This is a genomic window from Mesorhizobium sp. YIM 152430 (genome assembly GCF_029210365.1).
GTDB lineage: Bacteria > Pseudomonadota > Alphaproteobacteria > Rhizobiales > Rhizobiaceae > Aliihoeflea.
Genome location: NZ_JARGES010000027.1, coordinates 177412 through 198764, shown reverse-complemented (window position 1 = coordinate 198764; position 21353 = coordinate 177412). Strand labels below are relative to the sequence as shown.

At 64.5% G+C, this 21353-nt stretch carries 19 protein-coding genes; 13 read left to right on the top strand and 6 right to left on the bottom strand.

Annotated elements, in window-relative coordinates; translation table 11 throughout:
• Nucleotides 1–51 precede the first annotated feature (51 nt).
• The 4 genes from PZ895_RS08715 (at nt 52) to PZ895_RS08700 (ending at nt 1940) form a co-directional block, all read left to right on the top strand.
• Nucleotides 52–234 carry a hypothetical protein gene (locus PZ895_RS08715; RefSeq protein ID WP_275838630.1) on the top strand — a complete coding sequence of 61 codons (183 nt, stop codon included), beginning with the start codon at nt 52–54 and terminating at the stop codon, nt 232–234.
• On the top strand, nt 231–431 hold the full coding sequence (locus tag PZ895_RS08710) for a hypothetical protein (protein ID WP_275838629.1): 201 nt from the start codon (nt 231–233) through the stop codon (nt 429–431). Before PZ895_RS08715 ends, PZ895_RS08710 begins: the two co-directional genes overlap by 4 nt.
• Nucleotides 432–604: 173 nt before the next feature.
• Nucleotides 605–742, top strand: a complete 138-nt coding sequence (locus PZ895_RS08705; protein ID WP_275838628.1) for a hypothetical protein — start codon at nt 605–607, stop codon at nt 740–742.
• A 199-nt stretch (nt 743–941) separates the two neighbouring features.
• A complete protein-coding gene (locus PZ895_RS08700) occupies nt 942–1940 on the top strand; it encodes a GlxA family transcriptional regulator (protein WP_275838627.1) in 999 nt (332 codons plus the stop codon).
• Between the two features lie 95 nt (nt 1941–2035).
• On the opposite strand, the gene PZ895_RS08695 is transcribed toward PZ895_RS08700, so the two are convergent.
• A complete protein-coding gene (locus PZ895_RS08695) occupies nt 2036–2830 on the bottom strand; it encodes a DUF1194 domain-containing protein (protein ID WP_275838914.1) in 795 nt (264 codons plus the stop codon).
• Nucleotides 2831–3137: 307 nt separating this feature from the next.
• Complete coding sequence (locus tag PZ895_RS08690; RefSeq protein ID WP_275838626.1) at nt 3138–5657, bottom strand: FAD-dependent oxidoreductase; 2520 nt, start codon at nt 5655–5657, stop codon at nt 3138–3140.
• Nucleotides 5658–5916: 259 nt separating this feature from the next.
• Here PZ895_RS08690 and PZ895_RS08685 point away from each other — a divergent pair, with 259 nt between their 5' ends.
• Genes PZ895_RS08685 through soxG form a run of 4 tightly spaced genes read left to right on the top strand, consistent with a single transcriptional unit; the run spans nt 5917 to nt 10975 of the window.
• Nucleotides 5917–7176 carry a sarcosine oxidase subunit beta family protein gene (locus PZ895_RS08685; protein WP_275838625.1) on the top strand — a complete coding sequence of 420 codons (1260 nt, stop codon included), beginning with the start codon at nt 5917–5919 and terminating at the stop codon, nt 7174–7176.
• Between the two features lie 10 nt (nt 7177–7186).
• Nucleotides 7187–7450 (top strand): sarcosine oxidase subunit delta family protein, encoded by a 264-nt coding sequence (locus PZ895_RS08680; protein WP_275838624.1) that lies wholly within the window; start codon nt 7187–7189, stop codon nt 7448–7450.
• On the top strand, nt 7447–10395 hold the full coding sequence (locus PZ895_RS08675) for a sarcosine oxidase subunit alpha family protein (protein WP_275838623.1): 2949 nt from the start codon (nt 7447–7449) through the stop codon (nt 10393–10395). The genes PZ895_RS08680 and PZ895_RS08675 overlap by 4 nt, the downstream gene beginning before the upstream one ends.
• Complete coding sequence (gene soxG / locus PZ895_RS08670; RefSeq protein WP_275838622.1) at nt 10388–10975, top strand: sarcosine oxidase subunit gamma family protein; 588 nt, start codon at nt 10388–10390, stop codon at nt 10973–10975. Before PZ895_RS08675 ends, soxG begins: the two co-directional genes overlap by 8 nt.
• A gap of 44 nt (nt 10976–11019) precedes the next feature.
• On the opposite strand, the gene PZ895_RS08665 is transcribed toward soxG, so the two are convergent.
• The gene (locus tag PZ895_RS08665; protein WP_275838621.1) at nt 11020–11730 is read right to left on the bottom strand and encodes a nitroreductase; all 711 of its coding nucleotides are present in this window, start codon (nt 11728–11730) and stop codon (nt 11020–11022) included.
• 175 nt (nt 11731–11905) lie between these two features.
• On the opposite strand from PZ895_RS08665, the gene PZ895_RS08660 reads away from it, so the two are divergent.
• Genes PZ895_RS08660 through PZ895_RS08650 form a run of 3 tightly spaced genes read left to right on the top strand, consistent with a single transcriptional unit; the run spans nt 11906 to nt 18001 of the window.
• Entirely contained in the window at nt 11906–14359 is a 2454-nt protein-coding gene (locus PZ895_RS08660) for an FAD-dependent oxidoreductase (RefSeq protein WP_275838620.1), read from the top strand.
• A 10-nt stretch (nt 14360–14369) separates the two neighbouring features.
• Nucleotides 14370–15554 (top strand): pyridoxal phosphate-dependent aminotransferase, encoded by a 1185-nt coding sequence (locus PZ895_RS08655; protein ID WP_275838619.1) that lies wholly within the window; start codon nt 14370–14372, stop codon nt 15552–15554.
• A complete protein-coding gene (locus PZ895_RS08650; protein ID WP_275838618.1) occupies nt 15551–18001 on the top strand; it encodes an FAD-dependent oxidoreductase in 2451 nt (816 codons plus the stop codon). The genes PZ895_RS08655 and PZ895_RS08650 overlap by 4 nt, the downstream gene beginning before the upstream one ends.
• 3 nt (nt 18002–18004) lie before the next feature.
• Here PZ895_RS08650 and PZ895_RS08645 read toward each other — a convergent pair whose 3' ends face one another.
• Both PZ895_RS08645 and PZ895_RS08640 read right to left on the bottom strand, forming a co-directional pair.
• On the bottom strand, nt 18005–18295 hold the full coding sequence (locus tag PZ895_RS08645) for a hypothetical protein (protein WP_275838617.1): 291 nt from the start codon (nt 18293–18295) through the stop codon (nt 18005–18007).
• A gap of 56 nt (nt 18296–18351) precedes the next feature.
• Entirely contained in the window at nt 18352–18585 is a 234-nt protein-coding gene (locus PZ895_RS08640) for a hypothetical protein (protein ID WP_275838616.1), read from the bottom strand.
• 132 nt (nt 18586–18717) lie between these two features.
• On the opposite strand from PZ895_RS08640, the gene otsB reads away from it, so the two are divergent.
• Together otsB and otsA are read left to right on the top strand one after the other, a co-directional pair.
• Nucleotides 18718–19455 carry a trehalose-phosphatase gene (otsB, locus tag PZ895_RS08635; RefSeq protein ID WP_275838615.1) on the top strand — a complete coding sequence of 246 codons (738 nt, stop codon included), beginning with the start codon at nt 18718–18720 and terminating at the stop codon, nt 19453–19455.
• A gap of 115 nt (nt 19456–19570) precedes the next feature.
• Nucleotides 19571–20968, top strand: coding sequence for an alpha,alpha-trehalose-phosphate synthase (UDP-forming) (gene otsA / locus PZ895_RS08630; protein ID WP_275838614.1), 1398 nt, complete (start codon nt 19571–19573; stop codon nt 20966–20968).
• A 3-nt stretch (nt 20969–20971) separates the two neighbouring features.
• Here otsA and PZ895_RS08625 read toward each other — a convergent pair whose 3' ends face one another.
• Complete coding sequence (locus tag PZ895_RS08625; RefSeq protein WP_275838613.1) at nt 20972–21154, bottom strand: DUF3008 family protein; 183 nt, start codon at nt 21152–21154, stop codon at nt 20972–20974.
• Nucleotides 21155–21353 lie beyond the last annotated feature (199 nt).

Genomic DNA, 21353 nt, shown 5'->3' with positions numbered 1-21353 from the left:
GGGGCGCATTGTCAATCCATCGAAGAGCCAGCGAACCAAAGGAGATTTGCCATGTTCACGCTCTCCGCCTTCTCGCATCTGGTCGACGGGCTGCGCGCCATCCACCATCGCCAGCGCAGCGAAGCGCTGATGCGCAACCTGTCGCCCGAAACGCGCCGCGACATCGGCTGGCCGGACCGCTTCGCCTCCGGCAACGAGGTCGACCGTTTCTGGGACGGGAGGAACTTCCGATGAACCGCTCGCTCCTGTCGCGTTTGCGCGATCATCTGGCGGTGCGCCGTGCCCGCCGCCGGCGCCTGGAAGCCTTCCTGTTCTTCTCCGACCTGCCGCACGACATGCAGGCGGATCTGATGCGCCCGTCCCTCTTCGACGCCTTCGAGGAGAATGCGCGCGCGGGGTTTCCCGCCTGCCCGAATCTCAGGCTTGGATAGGCACGGAGGCAATACCTTCTTCTGGAAATGAGGAATGTCGTTTTTGCATCGTCGCACTTCGCTTTTGCAGCGCAAAAACCGGTTGCGCGTGCCTATATGTGCGGCAACGACGAACGACCCCACTCCACGATGCGAAGGCCGTTGCGCGTGTCATCAACGAATGGAGACGTGTCATGAAGTTCCTGAACCGATTTTTCCCCCGGAAGCGCTCGTCCAACATCGCCACCGCGCTCGAGCGGCAGCGGCTCGGCCGCACCATGCCCGGTCAGACCGGCGCCCTGAACGCCTCGCGTCTCGGCCATTTCGTCTGATCACGCTTCACCACACATAATGCCGTGCGGAACGCCTGTTCCGCACGGTTTTTCGTGTTGCGCCCGCTGCGCCGAAACCCACGAACAAATTGCTGTCACCAAGCTGTCGCATTCCATTGACAGCTAACGGTTTTCCTGTTGAGGCTGGCCGGAAAGCGACATGGACGGCCTGCGTCACGGGCCTGCGGCGAGGTGTGGAATGAACGCCCGAAATACCGTCAAGCGTTCGATCGTTTTCTTTCTGGTTCCCGACTTCACCTTGATCGCCTTCGCGACGGCCATCGAGCCGTTGCGCGCGGCCAACCGGATGCTCGGTTACGCTGCCTATGAGTGGCGGCTGGCCAGCCTCGACGGCAAGCCCGTCAAGGCGTCGAATTCGGTCGAATGCGCGGTCGATACCTCGCTCGAGGTCGAGCGGCGCAAGATGACGGGCGGCGACCGTCCGTCCATGGTCATCGTCTGCTCGGGCGTCAACATCGAAGCCTATTCCAACAAGACGACGTTCGCCTGGCTGCGCGAGGAATACAATCGCGGCGTCGCAATCGGCGGACTTTGCACCGGGGCCCATGTTCTCGCCGCCGCCGGGCTTCTTTCCAATCGCCGCTGCGCGATCCACTGGGAGAACCTGCCGGGATTTGCCGAAGCCTTCCCGAAAGCGAACGTGTTCGCCGATCTCTTCGAGGTCGACCAGAACATCTATACCTGCGCCGGCGGCACCGCCGCGCTCGACATGATGCTGAAGCTGATCGGCGATGATTTCGACGAGCATCTGGTCAACCGCGTCTGCGAGCAGGTCCTGACCGACCGCGTGCGCAGCCCGACGGATCGCCAGCGCCTGCCGCTGCGGGCCCGCCTGGGCGTCCAGAACTCCAAGGTCCTGACCATCATCGAACTGATGGAGGCGAATTTGACCGAGCCGCTGTCGCTGATCGAGATCGCCGACCATGTCGGCCTTTCACGCCGCCAGATCGAAAGGCTGTTCCGGCAGGAGATGGGCCGCTCGCCGGCGCGCTACTATCTCGAAATCCGGCTCGACCGCGCCCGCCACCTCCTGCTCCAGTCGGCCATGCCGGTCGTCGAAGTCGCGGTCGCCTGCGGCTTCGTCTCCGCCTCGCATTTTTCGAAGTGCTACCGCGAAGTCTACGCCCGTTCCCCGCAGCAGGAGCGCGGCGAACGGCGGCAGTTGCTCGTGGCATAACGGTCGACGCTCGACGCGCGGCATGGTCAGTTTCGGGGTCGGCTGAGTCGAAAGCTGTCGCTTGCAGGCCAGCCGGCGCGAAAATGGCCATGCCGCTACGGACTCGGCCAGTTCCAACTGCGATTCATCCACCGCTTCTCGCCGATCAGGCAATCATACGCCTCGACATTCGACACCCGGACAACCGGCGCCTGCGCGGCATAATCCCGCCATGTCGGCGACCAAGGCCCGGCAAGCTCCAGCACCAGCTTGCGGCGCACGGCCTCGGGAAACTGATCCCACTCATTGACCGGGATGACGAAGGAGCCCGGCCCGCCGGTCACGCAGTACGAGTAGTATTCATCGAGATCGGGCACGTCGAAAACGGTGCTCATGCCGCTCTCGGTCATCAAGGGCAGGCCGTTGATGACGATCCCCTGCTCCAGCAGCCGGTCGCGCGCCTCGACGACCGGGCCGCCCTGATTGTTCGGGCCGTCACCGGAGATGTCGACAACGCGGCGCAGGCCGCGATAGTTGCTTTCGGCGAAAAGATCGCCGGCAAAGTCCAGCGCCCCTGAAATCGAGGTGCGGCGCGCGCTGTTGGTATGCTGCTGGGCGATCAGCGCCGCGACCGCCTCGGCATCCTCGCGCGAGGCAATGATCGTCCACGGGACGACGACATAGTGCGATTCGTTGCCCGCCCACTCGAACATGGCGAATGCGATCTTGCCGTAGGCGCCGTCCTTGATCGCCTGGATCACGCTTTCATGGGTCAGCGCCGCGACGTAGCCGTCGCGCTGGATGCGCAGTTCCTCATAGGACATGGACAGGGAGACGTCGGCAGCGAGCACGAGCTGGACGTCGACGATCTCCTGCTCGGCGAATGCGCTTTGGATCGGGGCGCTTGCCATCACCAGCGCGAATGCGACGCTGCCTGTGATCGAAGGAATGGATCGAACAGTGACGGTCATGTGACGAGGATACGCACGATCCCCCGATCACAAAGCGAAAAGCCCGGACATGCCGGGCTTCTCCATTCACGATGACGTTACGGAATACAGGGCGAGTGGTCGTTTCAGATCGGCGTCATCCCGCAAGCCGAAGCGAAGCGAAGGCTATGCGGGACCCATCCCGTGACCTTGCAAGTTCACGGAGTGGGTCCCGGCTCCCACCTCGCTACGCTCGGACTTCGGCCGGGATGACGCCCAGACCTGGCCTTCACCCATCCGCGCGCAGCGCCGCGTTTTCGGCGTCGAACGGGCTTTCGGCTATCACCGTCGCCTTGTGCTTCTTGCCGAGGATCTGGATTTCCAGTTCCGTCCCCTCGCCGGCAAATTCCGGCTTTACCATCGCCAGAGCGATGCTCTTGCCGATGCGCCAGCCATAGCCGCCATGAGTCGCGCGGCCGACAAGCGTGCCATCCTTGTGAATCGCCTCGTTGCCGCGCGCGTCTGCATCGGTGACGCCGTGGACTTCGATCGTGACAAAATTCCAGCTCGCGCCCGTCTCCTTGAGCTTCACCAGCGCGTCGCGGCCGATGAAGTCGCCCTTGTCGGGATGGACGAAACGGTCGAGCCCGCTTTCCCAGGCGGAATATTCGATCGAAAGCTCGCGCGGGATCAGGCGATAGCTCTTTTCGATGGCCATCGCCGTCATCGCCCGGATGCCGAACGGCTTGATGCCGAATTCGGCGCCCGCCTCCATCAGCGCATCGAAGATCGCGTTCTGCTGCTCGATCGGATGATGCAGTTCCCAGCCGAGTTCACCGACGAAATTGACGCGCAGCGCATGGGCCGTTCCCGTCCCGATCGCGATCTCCTTGCCCGACAGCCATGGAAAGTCGGCATTCGTCAGGCTGGTGCGGGTAAGCTTCTTCATGACGTCGCGGCTCTTCGGGCCGGCCAGCACCAGCACGCCATACATCTGCGTGATCGGCTGGAGAACGACCGAGCCATCGGTCGGCGCCAGCTTGGCGAGGACGTCATGGTCGTGCGCCTCGTAGGCGCCGGCCGAGACGAGGTAGAACCGGCCCGGCTTCCACTCATAGACCGTGAACTCGCTCTTCACGCCGCCCGCCTTCGTCAAAAGATGCGTCAGCGCGATGCGGCCGCGCTTCTTGGGGATGCGGTTGGCGAGGATCGAGTCCAACCAGGCGCGCGCGCCCGGCCCCGACACTTCCATCTTGGCGAAGGCCGACATGTCGAGCACGCCGACATTCTCGTGAACGTTCTTCACTTCGGCGCCGACATGATCGAAATAGTTGGATCGGCGGAACGACCAGCGCTCGACGATCCGGCCGTCTTCCAACGCCGGCGCGTGGTTGTGGCTGGTCAGCACGTCCGCGCCGACGCCAAGCTCCGCCGCCGGCACCTCGTAGCCTTCCGGCGCGAACCAGTTGGCGCGCTCCCAGCCATAGACCGAGCCGAACACCGCGCCCATCTCCTTCAGCCGCGAATAGACCGGCGTCGTCTTGAGCGGACGGGCGGCCGCCCGCTCCTCGTCGGGATAGTGCATGGTGAAGACGTTGGCATAGGCTTCCTCGTTCTTCGCCTTCAGGTAGCCCTCGGTCGCGTAGGGGCCGAAGCGGCGCGGATCGACGCCCATCATGTCGATGGTCGGCTCGCCGTCGACAATCCATTCGGCCAACTGCCAGCCGGCGCCGCCGGCCGCCGTCACGCCGAAGGAATGGCCCTCGTTCAGCCAGAAATTCTTCAAGCCCGGCGCGGGGCCGATGATCGGCGAGCCGTCCGGCGTGTAGGCGATGGCGCCGTTATAGACCTTCTTGATACCGACTTCGCCAAAGGCCGGGACGCGCGCAATCGCCGTTTCGATATGCGGCATCAGCCGCTCGAGATCTTCCTGGAAGAGCTCGTATTCGGAATCGTCCGACGGACCGTCGACATAGCAGACCGGAGCTCCGTGCTCGTAGGGCCCGAGCAGCAGCCCGCCATTTTCCTCGCGCATGTACCAGGACGAGTCGCTCTCGCGCAGCACGCCCATTTCCGGCAAGCCCTTTTTCCTGCGCTCGACGATCGCCGGATGCGGCTCGGTTACGATGTATTGGTGCTCGACCGGAATGACCGGCACGTTGAGCCCGACCATTTCGCCCGTCTTGCGCGCGAAATTTCCGGTCGCCGAGACGATGTGCTCGGCCTCGATGTCGCCCTTGTCGGTCTTCACCAGCCACTTGCCGTCGGAGGTCTGCTCTATCGCCGTAACGGTGGTGTTGCGGTAGATCGTGGCGCCGCGGTCGCGCGCGCCCTTGGCCAGCGCCTGCGTCAGATCGGCCGGCTGGATGTAGCCGTCGTCGGGATGCTGGATCGCGCCGAGAAGCCCGTCGGTCTCGCACAGCGGCCAGATTTCCTTGACCTGTTCGGGCGTCAGCACATTGACGGGAATGCCCAGCGTCTCGGCGACGCCGGCGTAATACATGTATTCGTCCCAGCGGTCCCTGGTGCGGGCAAGGCGGATGTTGGTCACCTGGGAGAAGCCGACATTCATGCCGGTCTCTTTCTGGAGCTCCTGATAGAACTTCACCGAATAGCGGTGAATCTGGCCGACCGAATAGCTCATGTTGAAGAGCGGCAAGAGGCCCGCCGCGTGCCAGGTCGAGCCAGAGGTCAATTCCTTGCGCTCGATCAGGACGACGTCCGACCAGCCCTTCTTCGCCAGATGGTAGAGCGTCGAGACGCCGACCACGCCTCCGCCGATGACGACCGCACGCGCTTTGTCTTTCATGTCCCGATTGCTCCCCGAACAAGTGATTGGCAGCGCATCTTTCATCGTGCGGACTGCATCGAATTTCGCGGACAATAGGATGGCGCCAAAGCCGGTTTCAGGCCTGTTTGCGACATCGCGGAAACGCCCCGCGACGCAGGCGATCTCGAATTGCCAAAGGTCGGCATAGCGAAAGCCGATGGCGCTTTATTTGCGTTGGCCGGCGGGCGTGATCTATACCGTCCCCAGTCGCAACGCTTCATCCTGAGCGGGGACCCGCATGGCCGAATACTCGTTCCTTTCCCTCCTGAGGAACGCCCTTTCCGGAAACGAGGACTGGAAACCGGCCTGGCGCAAGCCGGACCCGCGCCCCTCCTATGACGTCATCGTCATCGGCGGCGGCGGACACGGCCTGTCGACCGCCTACTACCTCGCCAAGGAGCACGGCATCACCAATGTCGCGGTGCTCGAAAAGGGCTATCTCGGCTCTGGCAATGTCGGCCGCAACACCACCATCGTCCGCTCCAACTACCTCCTGCCGGACAATATCCGCTTCTACGAGCATTCGATGAAGCTGTGGGAGAACCTCTCCCACGATCTCAACTACAACGTCATGTTTTCGCAGCGCGGCGTCCTCAACCTCGCCCACACGCCGGCGCAGATGGACGAGCACGCGCGGCGCGGCAACGCGATGCGCCACGAAGGCGGCGACGCCGTCCTTCTCGGCCGCGAGGAAGTCGCGCGCATGGTGCCCGGCCTTGACATGTCGGCATCCGCGCGCTTCCCCGTCCTCGGCGGGCTCCTGCAACCGCGCGCCGGCACCGCCCGCCACGATGCCGTCGCGTGGGGCTATGCGCGCGGCGCCGACCGTCGCGGCGTCGACATCCTCGAGAATTGCGAGGTCACCGGCTTCCTGCGCGAGGGCGAGCGCGTCGTCGGCGTCACCACCACGCGCGGCGAAATCCGCGCCAAGAAGGTCGCCGTCGCCGTCGCCGGCTCCACCGGCCGCGTCATGAAGCTCGCCGGCATCGACAATCTGCCGATCGAGAGCCACGTCCTCCAGGCCTTCGTCTCCGAATCGCTCAAGCCCCTCATCAATCAGGTCGTCACCTTCGGCGGCGGCCATCTCTACGTCTCGCAATCCGACAAGGGCGGCCTCGTCTTCGGCGGCGATCTCGACGGCTACAACACCTACGCCCAGCGCGGAAACCTGCCGCTGGTGGAAGAAGTCATGAGCGAGCTTCTCGCCATGTTCCCCAACCTCGCGCGCGTGCGGCTCCTGCGCTCATGGGGCGGCGTCATGGACATGTCGATGGACGGCTCGCCGATCATCACGCCGGGGCCCCTCCCCGGGATGTTCCTGAACTGCGGCTGGTGCTATGGCGGCTTCAAGGCGACGCCTGCCTCCGGCTGGTGCTTCGCGCACACCATCGCGCGGGGTGAAGCCCACCCGCTCAACGCCGCCTTCACGCTCGACCGCTTCGCCCGCGGCATCCTGATCGACGAAAAAGGCCAGGGCGCCACGCCCAAATGGCATTGAAAGTGCGCCCATGCTGATCGCCTGCCCCTATTGCGGCCCCCGCGACCTGTCCGAATTCACCTATCAGGGCGATGCCAACCGCACGCGGCCGAACCCGATGTCGAACGACCAGTCGGCGTGGAACGCCTATGTCTATGAGCGCGTGAACACGGCCGGCGACCATCGCGAATTCTGGCAGCATTCCGGCGGCTGCCGCGCGCATCTCGTCGTTATCCGCTCGACGCTCACGCATGAGATCAAGTCCGTCGCCTTCGCCCGCGAGACCGCGAAATGAGCCCGCGCCGCGCCCATAATGGCGGCCGCATCGATCGGTCGACGACGCTGCGCTTCACCTTCGACGGCACCGCGATGACCGGCCATGCCGGCGACACGCTCGCCTCGGCCCTGCTCGCCAACGGCATCTCGCTCATTGGCCGCTCGTTCAAGTATCATCGCCCGCGCGGCGTCTTTTCCGCCGGCATCGACGAGCCGAACGCGCTCGTCACGGTGATCAAGGGCAATCTGCGCGAGCCCAACGTCCCGGCAACGCAGATCGAGCTCTATGACGGCCTCACCGTCGAAAGCCAGAACCGCTTTCCCTCGCTCGCCTTCGACATCGGCGCGGCGAACGGCCTTGCCGGCAACCTCTTTGCGGCCGGCTTCTACTACAAGACCTTCATGGGCCCGGTCGCCGGCCCGCTGAAGGGCACGCGCTTCTGGATGTTCTGCGAGCATTTCATCCGCCGCGCCGCCGGCCTCGGCCGCGCCGGCCATGAGCCCGACACCGACCGCTACGAGAAGATGTACGGCTTTTGCGACGTGCTCGTCGTCGGCTCCGGTCCGGCAGGGCTGACGGCCGCCAGGGACGCCGCCGCCGATGGCAAAAAGGTCTTCCTCGCCGAGCAGGAACCGGAACTCGGCGGCACGCTGCGCTGGAAATCGGCCGCCATCGACGGCCGCCCCGCCGACGACTGGGTCGCCTCCACGCTCGCCGAGCTTGCCGCCCTGCCCAACGTCACCCTGCTGCCCCGAACCACCGTCTGGGGCTATTACGACGACAACGCGCTCGGCGCGCTCGAACGCGTTTGCGACCACAAGGCTCACGCCGCCATCGGCGAACCGCGCCATCGCCACTGGACCATCCGCGCGAAGGACGTCGTGCTGGCCACCGGCGCCTTCGAGCGCCCGATCGTCTTTCCGGGCAACGACCGGCCGGGCATCATGCTCGCCTCCGCGGCAGCCCGCTATGCCACCGAATATGGCGTCCTGCCGGGCGAACGGATCGCAATCTTCGCCAACAACGATTCCGCCTACGAAGCCGCCCTTTCGCTGAAGGACGCCGGCGCCGAGATCGCCGTCATCATCGACGTGCGCGCCGGCGTCTCGGTTGCGGCGCGCGAACTCGCCCGCGAGGCCGGCGGCGAACTTCTCCTCGGCTACGCGGTCACTAACACGTCCGGCGCACGGCGCCTGCGCGAGATCGAGGTCCAGCCCTTCGCCGACGGCAAAATAAGAGAAGGCGGCACGCGCGCCTTCGTCGTCGATTGCCTCGCCGTCTCGGGCGGCTGGTCGCCGGCGATCCACCTTGCCAGCCAGGCCGGCCACGCGCCGCAATGGGACGAGGCGCTGCAAGCCTTCCTGCCGCCTGCCCCTACCCAGCGCTGGACCGGCGCCGGCGCCTTCACAGGCGCATTCTCCACCGCCGCCGCGCTCGGCGACGACATCGCCGTCAACGAACCCGAAATCGAATACGACCCTGCGCCGGTCTTCGAAATCCGTCCCTCTGGCAGGAAATCGGCCAAGGCGTTCGTCGATCTCCAGCACGACGTCACCGCCTCCGACATCCGCCTTGCGCATCGCGAGGGCTTCCGGTCGGTCGAGCATCTGAAGCGCTACACCACGCTCGGCATGGCGACGGATCAGGGCAAGTCGTCCAACGTGCCCGGCCTTGCGATCATGGCCGCCGCGCGCGGTCTGCCCATATCTCAAGTCGGCACGACGCGGTTCCGCCCGCCCTTCTCCGGCGTCTCGCTCGGCGCGCTTGCGGCTGACCGTCACGGGCATTTCAAGCCCGAACGCCTGACGCCGATGCATGACTGGCACGTCGCCCGTGGTGCGAAGATGTATGCCGCCGGGCTCTGGCATCGCCCGATGATCTACGGCACCGGCGGCGAAACGGTCGAGCAGGCTTATGTGCGCGAGGCCAGGGCCGTGCGCGAGACCGTCGGCATCGTCGACGTGTCGACGCTCGGCAAGATCGCCGTCCAGGGGCCGGACGCGGCCGAATTCCTCGACCGCGTCTACACCAACATGTTCTCCACGCTCCCCGTCAACAAGGCGCGCTACGGCCTGATGCTGCGCGAGGAAGGCATCGCCTTCGACGACGGCACGACATGGCGTCTCGGCGAGCACGATTTCCTGATGACCACCACCACGGCCAATGCCGGCAAGGTCATGCAGCATCTGGAATATTATCTCGACTGCGTCTGGCCGGAGCTGCGCGTCCACGTCACATCGGTCACCGATCAATGGGCGGGCGCGGCCGTCGCCGGGCCGAATGCGCGGCATGTGCTCGAATCCTGCGTCGATGGAACCCGCGTCGACAACGACGCGCTTCCCTTCATGGGCATCGTCAGGGGCGAAATCGGCGGCGCGCCCGTCACGATCTGCCGCCTCTCCTTCTCCGGCGAACTCGCCTACGAGGTCTATTGCGGCGCCGGCCACGGCCAGCATGTCTGGGACGCGCTGATGGCGGCCGGCCGCACCTTCGAGATCGTCCCCTACGGACTCGAAGCGCTCGGCACGCTGCGCATCGAAAAGGGCCATGTCACCGGTGCAGAGATCGACGGGCGCACGAGCCCACGCGACCTTTATCTCGACTGGATGCTGTCGAAGAAGAAGCCCTATGTCGGCTCGGCGATGGTCGACCGCGAAGGTCTCCTCGCCGCCGACCGGATCAGGCTGGTCGGCATCGTCGCGCTCGACGACCGGCCACTCAACGGCGGCGCGCATATCGTCGAAAGGCTCGGCGAAGAGCCGCGCGGGTCCATAGGCCATATCACCGCCTTCTGCTTCTCGCCAGCACTCGGCAAATATATCGCACTCGCCATCGTCAAGGGCGGCAAGGCCCGTCACGGCCAGCGCGCCTACGTTTCCGACCCCGTTCGCAACCGATTCGGCCCGGTCGAGATCGTCAGCCACCACTTCTTCGATCCGGAAGGGAGCCGTATGCATGGCTGATATCGTCTCGCCGCTCGAACCCGTCTATCGCCGGGGCGCCCATGGCGACCGCGACGGCGGCTCGGCCGTCACGCTTTGCGAAACCCGGCCCGGCTCCATCGTCCAACTCGCCGCATGGCCCGGCCGGGAGGATGCGATGCGCGCGGCGATCAGGGATGCGACGGGTTTCAGCCTCGCTCAAGCGCCGGGAACGGGACATGCGGAGGAAAACCGCTCGGCCTTCGGCTTCGCCCCCGGCCGCTGGCTCGTCGTCGATCAGATCGAAGGCATCGGTGAAACCCTGCGCGAGAAGATCGGCACCGATCTGGGCACGGTCTGCGATCTGTCGCATGGCCGCACGGCCATCTCCATCGAAGGCGAAAAGGCGGAGCGGGTGCTGTCGAAGCTCTTCGCACTCGATTTCGCGATCGACGCCTTCCCCGTCGGCCAAGCGAAATCCACCGCGCACCACGACGTCTTCACGCTGCTCCAGCGCACCGGTGCCGACCGCTTCGAACTCTATGTCTACCGCTCCTTCGCACGCTCCTTCTGGCACCTCATCTGCGCCAGCGCGGAAGAATTCGGCTATACGGTCGAATAATTCGCTTTTTCGTCCAGAACAGCGCCAATTCTCAACGGGAGCCCTCACCGCACGAACGAAACGAACTCCTCCAACGGCGCCCGCTCCGACCGCAGCGTATTTTCCGGCTTCGTTTCGTCCTCGAACCCCAGCGCCATGCCGCAGACGATGATTTCCTCTTCGGGAATGTCGAGCAGCGGCCGTATCTGGCGGTGATAGGGTGCGAAGGCTGCCTGCGGGCAGGTATGCAGTCCCCGGCCCCGCGCCGCGATCATGATCGATTGCAGGAACATGCCGTGGTCGATCCACGACCCCATGTTCAGCCGCCTGTCGATGGTAAAGATCATGCCGACAGGCGCATCGAAGAACGAGAAATTGCGGTCGTGCTGCGCACGCATCCGCTCCACCTCGCGCTTGCCGATCCCGAGCAGGCTGTAGAGCGCGAAACCGACGGCGCGCCGCCGCGACAGATAGGGTTCGAAGAACTGGTCGGGATAATATTTGTATTCGTCCCAGGCGATCTTTTCGGCCCGGATTCCCGAATTCAGGATCGCATCGGTCACGGCCTGCTTTTTCGCGCCGGTTACGACATAGACCTTCCAGGGCTGCATGTTCGTTCCCGACGGCGCGCGCGCGGCGATTTCGAGAATGTCGCGGATCGTCTGCTCGTCGACCGGCGTCGGCAGAAAGGCACGCACCGATTTGCGCGAATTGATCGCCTCGTCGACGATTGCGGATTCATCGATGACGGAAGTCTTCATGTCCGGAGCCAGCATCCGAGATTCCTTGCGTTGCAGGGCGCGACTCAACCGCGGACGCGCCCGGTTCGCCGGGGTTGCGTGCCCCGCATAGGCCATGCCATGCCAGGGCGCAAATCCTTTGAGCCAGCATGACGAAAGCTGTTGCCTTTTCCACCGCCCCTTGCACCCTTCCGTCAAAAAGGGGGAGACGATGAGCGAATTGCCAGGTCAGGCGCGTGTGGTGATCATCGGCGGCGGCGCCGTCGGCGTTTCCGCGCTCTTTCATTTGGCGAAAGCCGGCTGGACCGACTGCGTGCTTCTGGAGAAGAACGAACTCACATCCGGCTCCACCTGGCACGCCGCCGGCAACGTTCCCACCTTCTCCTCGTCCTGGTCGGTGATGAACATGCAGCGCTATTCGGCGCAGCTTTATCGTGGTCTGGCCGAGGAAGTCGGCTATCCGATGAACTACCACGTCACCGGCTCGGTGCGCCTCGCCCACACGAAGGAGAGGATGCAGGAATTCGCGCGCGTCAAATCGATGGGCCGCCATCAGGGGATGGAGATCGACATTCTCGGGCTCGATGAACTGAAGGCGCGCTATCCCTTCCTCGAAACCCATGATCTGAAAGGCGCGCTCTACGATCCCAACGACGGCGACATCGATCCCGCGCAACTGACGCAGGCATTGGCGAAAGGCGCGCGCGATAGGGGCGCGAAGATCGCCCGTTTCTGCCCCGTTACCGGCGTTCGCCGAGAGAACGGCCTATGGAAGATCGAAACGGCGAAAGGCGAGATCGCCTGCGAATTCGTCGTCAACGCCGCCGGCTATCGCGCTGGCGAAGTCGGCCGCATGTTCGGCCGCGACGTGCCGATGATGGTGATGAGCCATCAATACATCCTGTTCGAGGAAATCCCCGAACTCGCCGCATGGTCGAAGGAGGCCGGGCGCAAGCTGCCGCTGCTGCGCGACGTCGATTCCTCCTATTACCTGCGGCAGGAAAAGACCGGCATGAATCTCGGCCCCTACGAGCGCAATTGTCGCGCGCACTGGGCGAGCGAGGCCGATCCGATGCCGGACGACTTCTCCTTCCAGCTTTTCCCCGACGATCTCGACCGCCTCGAATGGTATCTCGACGACGCCGTCAAGCGCGTGCCGATCCTCGGAACCGCCGGTCTTTCAAAGGTCATCAACGGACCGATCCCCTATGCGCCCGACGGCAATCCGCTGATCGGGCCGATGCCGGGCTTGCCGAACGCCTTCGAGGCGTGCGTCTTCACCTTCGGCATCGCGCAGGCGGGCGGCGCGGGCAAGGTTCTGGCCGAATGGGTCACGGAAGGCGCGACCGAGTGGGACATGTGGTCCTGCGACCCGCGCCGCTTCACCGCCTTCGCCGCCGCGCCCGACTATGCGGTGGCCAAGGGCATGGAGGTCTACGGCCACGAATACGCGATCCACTTCCCGCGACACGCATGGCCGGCCGGCCGCAACCGCAAACTCTCACCGATCCACGACCGCATCGCCGCGCTCGGCGCCCAGTTCGGCACCTATAATGGCTGGGAGCGCGCCAACTGGTACGCGCAACCCGGCGACGACACATCCGAAGCCGCAACCCAGACCTTCGGGCGCGACGGCCCCTGGCACCGGCGCATCCGCGAGGAATGCCACGCCGTCCGCGACGCCGCCGGCATCCTCGATCTGCCCGGCTTCTCCCGCTACCGCGTCGAGGGCGAAGGCGCGCGCGACTGGCTCTCGAGACTCGTCATCGGCAATGTCCCATTGCCCGGCCGCATCGGCCTTGCCTATTTCGCGGACGCCAACGGCCGGCTCGTCACCGAAATGTCGATCATGGCGCTTGGCCACGACTTCTTTTTCCTGATCACCGCCGCCGCAGCCGAACGACACGACTTCGAGTGGTTGTCGAACCATTTGCCGCAAGGCTCCGCGATATCGCTGCAAAACGTCACCGACGCCTTCTCCTGCCAGATCCTCACCGGCCCAGCGTCACGCGCCATCCTGTCCGAAATCACCGATGCCGACCTGTCGCAACCCTGGCTCACCCACCAATCCGCGCAGATCGCCGGCCACTGGTGCCAGCTCGTCCGCGTCTCCTTTGCCGGCGAACTCGGCTGGGAAATCCACACCAGGGCCGACGACACCGCTCCGCTCTTCGATGCCGTCTGGCAGGCCGGCCAGGCGCACGGTCTCAAGCCCTTCGGCATGTTCGCGCTCGATTCGCTGCGCCTCGAAAAGGGCTATCGCACCTGGAAGCAGGACCTTTCGACCGATTATTCGGTCCTCCAGTCCGGTCTCGAACGTTTCGTGAAGTGGGACAAACCCGACTTCCTCGGCAAGGCGGCCCTGGCCTTCGAGAAACAGTGCGGCGTCACAAGGTGCTTTGCCATCCTCACCCTCGACGCCCCCGGCCCCTGCGATGCGCCCTACATGTCGATCGTCTGGCACGGAGGCGAAATCGTCGGCGAAACGACGTCGGGCGGCTTCGGCCATCGCGTGGACCAGTCGATCGCCCTTGCCATGCTGCGTCCGGATTGTGCAGAACCGGGCACCACGGTCGAGGTCGAGATTTTCGGCGAGCGCTTCGCCGCCACGGTCCACGGCGACGCGCCCCTCTGGGACCCGACCAACGCCAGACTCAAAGCCTGAAGGTTCAAACATGCCCACCCCGTCCACCCGCATTTCCGGCATCATCCCCTCCGGCAAGGATGGCTGGGAGGTCCATTTCTCGGCCTATTCGCGCAAGCAGGCCGGCGAGGCGATCACCATGCTCTCGGTCGGCGACCATGATTTCGACACGCCGAACGAGACGGTCGAGGCGTGCGTGCGCGAGGTCCGCGCCGGCCATCACCATTATACGAATCTGCCGGGAATGCCGCGCCTGCGCCGCGCGATGGCCGCCGTCTCGACAGAGTCCACCGGCATCGCGACGACGGCCGACCAGGTGCTTGCGACACCCGGCGGCCAGGCCGCCCTCTTCGCCGCCGTAACCGCGACGCTCGATCCGGGCAGCCACGCCATCGTCGTCGCGCCCTATTATGCAACCTATCCCGGCACGTTCCGCGCCGCCGGCGCCGGATTCACGGTCGTCGAAACGCGCGCCGAGGACGGTTTCCAGCCCGACATCGACGCCATCGAAAAGGCGATCGAGCCGAACACGCGCGCGATTCTCATCAACTCGCCCAACAATCCGACCGGCGCGATCTACACCCGCCAGAGCCTCGAAAGGCTCGCCGACATCTGCATCCGCCACGATCTGTGGCTCCTCTCCGACGAGGTCTACTGGTCGATCACCGGCGGACGCGAACATATTTCCCCCCGCGCTTTGCCCGGCATGGAAGAGCGCACGCTCGTCATCAATTCCATGTCCAAGAGCCATGGAATGACCGGCTGGCGCATCGGCTGGCTGACCGGCCCCGAACCGATGATCTCGCTCCTCATCAACCTCAATCTGGTCACCACCTACGGCCTGCCGGACTTCGTCTCGCGCGCGGCGATCGAGGCGTTGGAAAACCGCTACGGCGTCGACGACATCGCCGCCCGCTACGGCGCGCGCCGCGCGGTCTTTCTCGAGGCACTCGCGGGGGCCAACGACATCGTGGTGCGCGGCTCGGAAGGCGGCATGTATGTGATGCTCGACATTTCCGCCGTCGACCCCGACTGCGAGGCGTTCGCGTGGGCGCTGCTCGAAGCCGAAAAGATCGCCGTCATGCCGGGCTCCAGCTTCGGCGAAGCCGCCGCCGGCCATATCCGCATCAGCCTGACACAGCCCGACGACATATTGCGCGACGCCGCTGTCCGGCTGAAACGCTTCGTCGCCGGGTACAAGAGGAACGCGGCGTGACCACCCTCCCCGCCCGCGCCCGCGCCGTCATCGTCGGCGGCGGCATTTCCGGCTGTTCCGTCGCCTATCATCTGGCGAAGCTCGGCTGGCGCGACGTGGTGCTTCTGGAACGCAAGCAACTCACCTCCGGCACGACCTGGCACGCGGCTGGCCTCGTCGGGCAGCTTCGCGCCTCGCGCAACATGACGCGGCTGGCGAAATATTCCGCCGATCTCTACACGAAACTCGAGGCCGAGACCGGCGTCGCCACCGGAATGCGGCAGGTCGGCTCGATCACCGTCGCGCTGACCGACGAGCGCAAGGAAGAGATCTTCCGGCAAGCCTCCCTCGCGCGCGCCTTCGATGTCGACGTGCGCGAGATTTCGCCCGCCGAGGTCAAGGAGATGTACCCGCATCTCAACATCGACGGCGTCAAGGCGGGCGTCCACCTGCCGCTCGACGGCCAATCCGATCCCGCCAACATCGCCATGGCATTGGCAAAAGGCGCGCGGCAGAACGGCGCGACCATCGCCGAGAACGTCAAGGTCACCGCCGTCCACAAGGAGAACGGCCGCGTGTCCGGCGTCTCGTGGGACGGGAATGGCGAGAGCGGCACGATCGAAACCGATATCGTCGTCAACTGCGCCGGCATGTGGGCGCGCGATCTCGGCGCCATGTCGGGCGTCACCATCCCGCTCCATGCCTGCGAGCACTTCTACCTCATCACCGAGGCGATTTCCGGTCTCGGCCGCCTGCCCGTCCTGCGCGTTCCCGACGAATGCGCCTATTACAAGGAAGACGCCGGCAAGATGATGCTCGGCGCCTTCGAGCCAAAGGCCAAGGCTTGGCCGCCGGTCGGCGAGCGCATCGCCGAGGATTTTTGCTTCGACCAGTTGCAGGAGGATTTCGAGCATTTCGAGCCGATCCTGGAAATGGGCGTCAACCGGATGCCGATGCTGGCCTCCGCCGGCATCCACACCTTCTTCAACGGGCCGGAAAGCTTCACGCCCGACGACCGCTACTATCTCGGCGAAGCGCCGGAACTTGCCGGCTATTGGGTCGCTGCTGGCTACAATTCCATCGGCATCGTCTCGTCGGGCGGCGCCGGCATGGCGCTCGCCCAGTGGATGAACGACGGCGAGCCGCCCTTCGATCTTTGGGAAGTCGACATCCGCCGCGCCCAGCCCTTCCAGAAGAACCGGGCCTATCTGCGCGAACGCGTGTCAGAAACGCTCGGCCTCCTTTATGCCGACCACTTCCCCTATCGCCAGATGGAAAGCGCGCGGAACGTCAGGCGCTCTCCCATCCACGAACATCTGAAATCGCGCGGCGCGGTCTTCGGCGAGGTCGCCGGCTGGGAACGCGCCAACTGGTTCGCCCGCAAGGGCCAGGAGAGCGACTACCGCTATTCATGGCAGCGCCAGAACTGGTTCGACAACCAGCGCGAGGAGCATCTGGCGGTCCGCAACAATGTCGGCCTGTTCGACATGACCTCCTTCGGCAAGATCCGCATCGAAGGCCGCGACGCGTGCGCCTTCCTGCAACGCCTTTGCGCCAACGACATCGACGTCGAGTCCGGCCGCATCGTCTATACGCAGATGCTCAACGCGCGCGGCGGCATCGAGAGCGACCTGACCGTCACGCGTCTCTCAGAAACGGCATTCTTCCTCGTCGTGCCCGGCGCGACCCTCCAGCGCGACCTCGCCTGGCTGCGCCGGCATCTCGCGAATGAGTTCGTCGTCATCACCGACGTCACCGCCGCCGAAGCGGTGCTCTGCTTGATGGGGCCGCAATCGCGTGACCTCATCGCCAAGGTTAGCCCGAACGACTTTTCGAACGACGCCAATCCGTTCGGCACATATCAGGAAATCGAGATCGGCATGGGCCTCGCCCGCGCCCACCGCGTCACCTATGTCGGCGAACTCGGTTGGGAACTCTATGTCCCGACCGACCAGGCCGCCCATGTCTTCGAGGCGATCGAACAGGCCGGCGCCGATGTCGGCCTGAAACTGTGCGGCCTGCACACGCTCGATTCCTGCCGCATCGAAAAGGCGTTCCGCCATTTCGGCCATGACATCACCGACGAGGATCACGTCCTCGAAGCCGGGCTCGGCTTTGCCGTGAAACCGGCCAAGGCAGACTTCATCGGCCGCGAGGCCGTCCTGCGCATGAAGGAAGCCGGCCTGTCGCGCCGGCTCGTCCAGTTCAGGCTGGAAGACCCGCAGCCGCTGCTCTTCCACAATGAGGCAATCGTGCGTGACGGGCAGATCGTCGGCACGATCACGTCCGGCAATTATGGCCATCATCTGGGCGGGGCGATCGGCCTCGGCTATGTGCCATGCCGGAACGAGACGGGCGAAGCCATTCTGGCCTCGACCTACGAGATCGAGGTGGCCGGCATTCGTTACGCCACAACCGCTTCGCTCAAGCCGATGTATGACCCGGCCTCCGAACGCGTGCGGGTGTAGGCGTCAGTCGTCGAACAGGAACAAATCCTGGCCGCACCGATAGACCGGACAATGGTTTGCATCCCGCGTCTGGATCGAGTCGATCACTGGAATGTTCGGATGGCTGCAAAACTGGCGCGAAGCGACATAGCGGTCATAGGTGAACTGGCCCGTGGTCAGCACCACAGCGCCGCTCTGCACGATCAGGTCCTGCACCTGCGCACACGACATCTGGCGGCTGTCCGGCCGCCCCTGCGCCGCAGCGCCTGCGATCATTGCCGCCATCATCATGGCTGCCATCGGGATTTTCGTCACGACGCGTTCCTCCATCCGGTTTCGGCCCTGCCTACAGACGTGAATCTCAACACACCCTACAAGAATGCCGCGGCGATAAAGATCACCAGCACCACGCCCGTCACGATGATCGTCGGCCGCCAGCTGAATCCGTTGCTCATATCCGGTCCAGATCCGTAATCCCGTCCGTCACCGAGCATGATGCTGGGCGCATCGGCCGGAGTGAGGCGAACCGTCGGTCCACCATTTTCGTCATTGCTGATCTCGACGACCTTCGACTGGTCGAGAATGTCTCGTTCGAAATAAGTCATCTTGTGCCCTGCCGGCTGGTGGCCGGCCCCGTTGGTATTCGAATTGTGTTGCCTATATGGCCGGATAACGTCTCTGATCGGGCGCGTGTTCCGCGACTTCAACGAAGGGTGAACATCATTTCAACGAGACCATTGACTGACCTCGGCATTCCCTGTGCGCCGGAGCGCCTCGCCGTCTTCCTCGATTTCGACGGCACGCTTGCCGATATCGTCGACCATCCCGACGACGTTCATCTTCCACCGAAGACGGCCGAATCCCTGGCCAGGCTCGAAAGCCGGACATCGGGAGCGGTCGCCATCGTGACGGGACGGCCGATCGCGCAGATCGACGCGCTGGTCGCCCCGCTCATCCTGCCGGTGGCGGGCGTTCACGGCATGTCGCGCCGCAGTTTCGACGGAACACTGCATAACACGAAACACGACGCCACGCTCTTCGCCGAGGCGCAGGCACGCCTGACACGCCTCCATCTCGACCTTTCCGACACCATGATCGAGGTCAAGCCGGCTTCCGTCGCCTTCCACTACCGGCGCCGGCCCGATCTGGCCGGTTCGATCGCCGAGAAAATCCATGACGTTCTCGGCGACCTCGAAGGTCTCGACATCCTGCATGGCAAGATGGTGGTGGAGGTGAAGGCCGGACATGCCCACAAGGGCGACGCGATCCGCGCCTTCATGGCTGAGAAACCGTTCGCCGGACGCGTGCCGCTCTTCGCAGGCGACGACGTTACCGACGAATTCGGCTTCGCGGCCATGCGCGAGTTCGACGGCATCGCGATCAAGATCGGACCGGGCGAGACGGCCGCAGGCTGGCGGGCGGACGACCCGGATCAGTTCCGCATCTGGCTCGATCGGCTGGCTGTTTTTGCCTAAATTTGCATCGACACGAGATGTTGCTAAAACCATGCGCACATCATCGCCATGCCGAATGGATCAATCGGCCGCCTGACGGGTTTGGCCTTTACGGCAAGCAAGGGAGATTTTGAAAGTGGGAAGACTGGTGGTCGTCTCGAACCGGGTCGCGGACCTGACGAAATCGACACAGTCGGGCGGACTGGCGGTCGGGCTCACCGATGCGCTGAAGCGCCGGGGCGGGCTATGGGTCGGTTGGAGCGGAGAGACGCGCGGGGACGCCAATGAGGCCCCACCCGAACTGACCGAAGCTGGAAACGTCTCGATGGCGACCATCCCGCTGACGCCGGACGATTATGCCAACTACTATCTCGGCTTTGCCAATTCGGTCCTGTGGCCGCTCTTCCACTACCGGCTCGATCTCGTCGATTTTCACTCCGAGTTCCTCGACGGCTACCGGAAGGTCAATCGCCGCTTCGCCGAGGCCCTGCTACCGCTGCTCAAGCCCGACGACACGATCTGGATTCACGATTACCACCTCATCCCGCTCGCTTCCGAGTTGCGCAAGCGCGGCTGCACGCAGCGGATCGGCTTCTTCCTCCACATCCCCTTCCCGCCGCCGGAGGTTCTTGCCGCCGCGCCCGGTCACAAATGGCTGGCCGACAGCTTTCTTGCCTATGACCTCGTCGGGTTCCAGACACAGACCGACGTCGCCAATCTGGCGCACTATGCCGAAGACCACATGCAGCTATCACCGCTTGCGGACGGGCGCATGTCGGGACCGGCGGGCGATCTGCACCTTGCCTGCTTCCCGATCGGCATCGACACCGAAGCTTTCGCCGAACTTGCCGCCTCGCCCGCCGACGACGTTCAGGTCGACACGATGCGGCGCATGGTGCTCGACCGCAAGCAGATCATCGGCGTCGACCGGCTCGACTATTCCAAGGGGCTGCCGGACCGGATGAAGGCGTTCGGCCGCCTGCTCGATCTTTATCCCGAGCACATGAAGAAGGTCACCTTCCTCCAGATCGCGCCGCCGACGCGCGAGGATGTCGACGCCTATGCCGACATTCGCCACGAACTGGAATCGCTGTCCGGTTCGATCAACGGCCGCTTCGCCGATTTCAACTGGACGCCGATCCGCTACATCCACCGATCCGTCGCGCGCGAGAAGCTCGCCGCGCTCTACCGCGTCAGCCGTGCCGGGCTCGTGACGCCGCTGCGCGACGGCATGAACCTCGTTGCCAAGGAATATGTCGCGGCGCAGAACCCGGAGGATCCGGGAGTTCTCATCCTGTCCAAATTCGCCGGCGCGGCGGAGGAACTGGCCGAGGCGCTGATCGTCAATCCTTACGACATCGACGCGATGGCGACGGCGATCGACCGCGCCCTGACCATGCCGATCGAGGAGCGCCTCGAACGCCACGCCGCGCTCTACAGGCGCGTTGCCGAGGGCGACGCGCTCGCATGGCAGCAGGCATTTCTCGACGCGCTGGAAGCTGCGCCGAACGGCATCACCCTCGACGTCGCCTGACGATCACGATTTCTTGTCGGGCAATTTCTTGCGCTTCGTCTCGGCGAGGTCTTCCAGTTGCCGCTCGCTCATCGAATCCACCATCTGCTTCGACGCGCCCTTCAATTCGGACTTCCTGGTATCCCCGCGCTTGGCGGAAAGCGCCGCTCCTGCGGCCTTTTGCTGGGCTTTCGATTTCGCTGGCATGACGTCAATTCCTTCAGCCGTTCACGCCCTCAAAAGTCTTCCCGACGCCCAATGTTCCTGACGTTCTGATACGTCCTGTGACCTCGGCGCAACGCTGTCGATTGGACAGGAGCGGACCTAGCCGATAGGTTGCATCGGCGCGACTGGTCGCGATTTGTTAGGAATTCATTATCAATATCACAAGCTTGGCCTCGGCCGG

Coding starts and splice junctions, on each gene's coding strand:
- PZ895_RS08695 (WP_275838914.1), bottom strand. CDS start 2,830: ATGGCAAGCGCCCCGATCCAAAGCGCATTCGCCGAGCAGGAGATCGTC.
- PZ895_RS08690 (WP_275838626.1), bottom strand. CDS start 5,657: ATGAAAGACAAAGCGCGTGCGGTCGTCATCGGCGGAGGCGTGGTCGGC.
- PZ895_RS08625 (WP_275838613.1), bottom strand. CDS start 21,154: ATGCCAGCGAAATCGAAAGCCCAGCAAAAGGCCGCAGGAGCGGCGCTT.
- PZ895_RS08665 (WP_275838621.1), bottom strand. CDS start 11,730: ATGCTGGCTCCGGACATGAAGACTTCCGTCATCGATGAATCCGCAATC.
- PZ895_RS08700 (WP_275838627.1), top strand. CDS start 942: ATGAACGCCCGAAATACCGTCAAGCGTTCGATCGTTTTCTTTCTGGTT.
- PZ895_RS08715 (WP_275838630.1), top strand. CDS start 52: ATGTTCACGCTCTCCGCCTTCTCGCATCTGGTCGACGGGCTGCGCGCC.
- PZ895_RS08660 (WP_275838620.1), top strand. CDS start 11,906: ATGAGCGAATTGCCAGGTCAGGCGCGTGTGGTGATCATCGGCGGCGGC.
- PZ895_RS08640 (WP_275838616.1), bottom strand. CDS start 18,585: ATGACTTATTTCGAACGAGACATTCTCGACCAGTCGAAGGTCGTCGAG.
- PZ895_RS08655 (WP_275838619.1), top strand. CDS start 14,370: ATGCCCACCCCGTCCACCCGCATTTCCGGCATCATCCCCTCCGGCAAG.
- PZ895_RS08675 (WP_275838623.1), top strand. CDS start 7,447: ATGAGCCCGCGCCGCGCCCATAATGGCGGCCGCATCGATCGGTCGACG.
- PZ895_RS08680 (WP_275838624.1), top strand. CDS start 7,187: ATGCTGATCGCCTGCCCCTATTGCGGCCCCCGCGACCTGTCCGAATTC.
- PZ895_RS08685 (WP_275838625.1), top strand. CDS start 5,917: ATGGCCGAATACTCGTTCCTTTCCCTCCTGAGGAACGCCCTTTCCGGA.
- PZ895_RS08710 (WP_275838629.1), top strand. CDS start 231: ATGAACCGCTCGCTCCTGTCGCGTTTGCGCGATCATCTGGCGGTGCGC.
- soxG (WP_275838622.1), top strand. CDS start 10,388: ATGGCTGATATCGTCTCGCCGCTCGAACCCGTCTATCGCCGGGGCGCC.
- PZ895_RS08705 (WP_275838628.1), top strand. CDS start 605: ATGAAGTTCCTGAACCGATTTTTCCCCCGGAAGCGCTCGTCCAACATC.